Annotated in this window: 1 protein-coding gene; it reads left to right on the top strand. The window is 69.8% G+C overall.

The window, feature by feature from the left end; genetic code table 11:
- A partial coding sequence (locus IQ210_RS46885; protein WP_456115075.1) for an amino acid adenylation domain-containing protein occupies positions 1–4,055 on the top strand: 4,055 nt, incomplete at both ends.

Consider the following 4,055-nt stretch of genomic DNA (forward strand, 5'->3'; position numbering starts at 1 on the left):
GGGGTTGGTGGAGCGGTGGTCGGTCGGTCGGCGGATGGTGAATGCGTATGGGCCGACTGAGGTGACGGTGTGTGCGGCGATGAGTCTGCCGTTGGAGCCGGGTGCGGGCGTGGTGCCGATTGGGCGGCCGTTGCGTAATGCCGGGGTGTTTGTGCTGGATGCGTTTTTGCAGCCGGTGCCGGTGGGGGTGCGTGGTGAGTTGTATGTCTCCGGGGTGGGGCTGGCCCGTGGCTATGCGGGGCGTGCTGGTCTGACGTCGGGGCGGTTTGTGGCGTGCCCGTTCGATGGCAACGGTGGCCGGATGTATCGCACGGGGGATGTGGTGCGGTGGTTGCCGGGCGGTGAGTTGGAGTTTTTGGGGCGTGCGGATGAGCAGGTGAAAATCCGTGGGTTCCGGGTGGAGTTGGGTGAGGTCGAGGCGGTGCTGTCGGCTCATGCGGGGGTTGAGCAGGCGGTCGTGCTGGTCCGGGACGGGCGGCTGATCGGATACGTCGTCGGCGACACGGATGCCGCCACTCTGCGCGCCTTCGCTGCCGCTCGCGTGCCGGATTACCTGGTGCCGTCTGCGGTCGTCGTCCTGGACGCCTTCCCGCTGACCGTGAATGGAAAAGTCGACCGCGCCGCACTCCCGGTGCCGGAGCTGGGTGCGGGTGCATCTCGCGGTCCTGCGACTCCCACCGAGGAGGCGCTGTGCGGGCTGTTCGCCGAGGTGCTGGGGCTGGACCGGGTCGGCGCCGAGGAGAGCTTCTTCGAGCTGGGTGGTGATTCGCTGCTGGTGATGCGGCTGATCGCCCGTGTCCGCTCGGTGCTGGACGTGTCCGTCGGGGTCCGTGAGGTGTTCGCGGAGCCGACTGTGGCCGGTGTTGCGCGGTTGATCGACTCCGCCGGGGCGTCGTCGGCGGGTGTGGTGCTGGCGCGCCGTGAGCGGCCGGAGCGGGTGCCGCTGTCCTTCGCCCAGCAGCGGATGTGGTTCCTCAACCGGATGGACGAGACCGGGGCGTCCGCCTACAACCTTCCCTTCGCTCTGCGGCTGACCGGCAGCCTCGACGTCGAGGTGTTGCAGTCGGCGCTCGGTGACATCGCCGACCGGCACGAGAGTCTGCGGACGGTCTTCCCGGACATCGAGGGTGTGCCGTATCAGCAGGTGCTGGTGGGGGCGGGTAGTCGTCCGGCGCTGGTGGTGGTCGAGGCCGGCGAGCGGTGGCGTGACGCCATGCAGGACGAGGCCGGGCGTGGCTTCGATCTGGCAGTCGAACTGCCTTGGCGCACCACGCTGTTGAGGGTCTCGGACGCGGAGTGGGTGCTGCTCCTGGTCGCGCATCACATCGCGACCGACGCCTGGTCGATGGGCGTACTCGCGAACGACCTCCAGAACGCCTATCGCGCACGTCTGTCAGGTGTAGTACCGGGATGGGAATCGCTCCCGGTCCAGTACGCGGACTACGCGCTGTGGCAGCGCGAGGTGCTCGGCGAGCTGGACGACCCGGAGAGCCCGGGAGCGGGACAGATCGCCTACTGGCGAAGGGCGTTGGCGGGGGCTCCGCAGGAGACGATGCTGCCCTTCGACCGTCCGCGTCCTGCGGCGCCCTCGTTCCGCGGCGGTCAGGTGCCGGTGCAGGTGGACGCGGAGACGCATGCCCGGCTCACGGAGCTGGCCGCGCAGGGCGGCGCGACGATGTTCATGGTCGTGCACGCCGCGCTGTCGGTACTGCTGTCCCGGATGGGAGCGGGAGAGGACATCTGCGTCGGCACCCCTGTCGCCGGCCGCTCCGACGCACAACTGGAGGAGCTGGCGGGCCTGTTCGTCAACACCCTCGTCCTGCGGTCCGACTTGGCAGGGAACCCGTCCTTCCGGGACCTGCTGGCCCGGGTACGGGAGTCCGACCTGTCGGCGTATGCCCACCAGGACGTGCCGTTCGAGCGACTGGTGGACGAGCTGAACCCGGAGCGCTCCGCAGCCCGCAACCCTCTGTTCCAGGTGATGCTGGCCCTCCAGAACGTGCCCGAGCCGCACTGGGACCTCGAAGGACTGGCGGTCGAGCAGGTTCCTCACGCAGAGGACCTCGCGGCCCGCTTCGATCTGTCCCTCTCGCTGAGCGAACGCCGGTCGGAGGGCGGCGCGGCCGATGGTCTGCGTGGCGGCATCCTCTACGCCGCTGATCTGTTCGACGAGGAGACCGTGCGCGGGCTGGCCGAGCGGCTCACCCGGGTGCTGGAGCAGGTCGCGGCCGATCCTGAGCTGCGGCTGAGTGACCTCGATCTGCTGGACGCGTCGGAGCGGGCGGCGGTCGTCGAGGAGTGGAACGCCACCGTGAGTGAGGTGGACACCTCGACGGTGCTGGAGCAGTTCCGTAGCAGTGTGGCCAGGGCGCCGGAGGCGGTGGCGCTGTGGTCCGAGGGCCGGGGCCTGTCGTATGCCGAGGTGGATGCGCGCTCCGATGCGTTGGCGCGTGGGTTGGTGGCGCGGGGCGTGGGGCGGGAGTCCCGGGTCGGCCTTTGCCTGCCGCGCGGTGCCGAGATGGTTGTGGCGATGCTGGCGGTGTGGAAGGCCGGTGGGGCGTACGTCCCGCTGGACCCGGAGTATCCGTCCGACCGGCTGGCCTACATGGTGACCGACAGCGCGGCACAGCTGGCGCTGGTCACGGAGGAGACCGCCGACCGGCTGTCCGTAGGTGTTCTGCTGGGTGACTTGAGCAGTGACGTCGGTGAGCTGGCGGAAGTCGGCTCTGACCAACTGGCCTATGTGATCTATACGTCGGGGTCGACCGGGCGCCCGAAGGGTGTCGCCGTGGCGCACGCCTCCGTGGCCAACTTGGCGTCGGTCATGCGGCCGGTGCTCGGGGCCGAACCCGGTGTCACGGCCTTGCAGTTCGCGTCCTTCAGCTTTGACGCGGCGGTGTTGGATGTGGCGGTCACGCTGGCGTCCGGCGGCACGTTGGCGATCGCGTCGGCGGAGGAGCGGCTGGACGCGGCGGCGCTTGCGCGCATGATCGAGGCAGCCGACGTGACCACGGCGAGTGTGGTGCCGTCGCTGCTGGGTGTGCTGGAGCCGGGGGCGGTTCCCGGGGTCGGTAACTGGGTCTTGGGCGCGGAGCGCCTGGAAGCCGGACTGGCTGCCAAGTGGCGTGAAGGCGCCCGAGTTTGGAATACCTACGGCCCCACCGAGGCGACGGTCATCACCACGGCCGTCCTTCTGGACGAGGGCATCACGGGCGAGGACGCCCCGCCCGCCATCGGCCGCCCCCTCGGGAACGTCCGCACCTACGTCCTGGACGCCTTCCTCCGCCCCGTCCCCGTGGGCGTGACAGGCGAGCTGTACATCGCGGGAGACGGCCTGGCCCGGGGTTACGTCAACCGCCCGGACCTGACCGCGGAACGCTTCATCGCCTGCCCGTTCGACGAGAACGGTGGCCGCATGTACCGCACCGGCGACCTGGCCCGCTGGACGGCAGAAGGACAGTTGGCCTTCGTCGGACGTGCCGACGAGCAGGTCAAGATCCGCGGCTTCCGCGTCGAACTCGGCGAGGTCGAAGCCGTACTCGCCGCCCACCCACAGGTCGACCAATCCGCGGCACAGATATGCGACGGCCGTCTGATCGGCTACGTCGTCGGCGCCACCGACACGGACGACCTCCGTGCCTTCGCCGCCACCCGGCTGCCGGACTACATGGTCCCGTCGACGGTCGTCGTACTCGACGCTCTGCCGCTGACCGTCAACGGCAAGGTCGACCGCACCGCACTCCCGGTTCCGGAGCTGGGTGTGGCAGCTTCCCGTGAGCCCGCGACTCCGACCGAGGAGGCGCTGGCGGGTCTGTTCGCCGAGGTGCTGGACCTGGAGAGCGTCGGTGCGGAGGAGAGCTTCTTCGAGCTGGGCGGCGATTCACTGCTCGTGATGCGGCTGATCGCCCGTATCCGCTCGGTCCTGGAGGTGTCCGTCGGCGTCCGCGAGGTCTTCGCGGAGCCCACGGTCGCGGGGATTGCGCGCCTGGCAGAAACCACCGCAGCCTCGACCGGCATCGTGCTGGCGCGCCGGGAGCGCCCCGAGCGGGTGCCGT

This window comes from Streptomyces justiciae (genome assembly GCF_015163075.1).
In the GTDB taxonomy this organism is placed as follows: domain Bacteria; phylum Actinomycetota; class Actinomycetes; order Streptomycetales; family Streptomycetaceae; genus Streptomyces; species Streptomyces justiciae.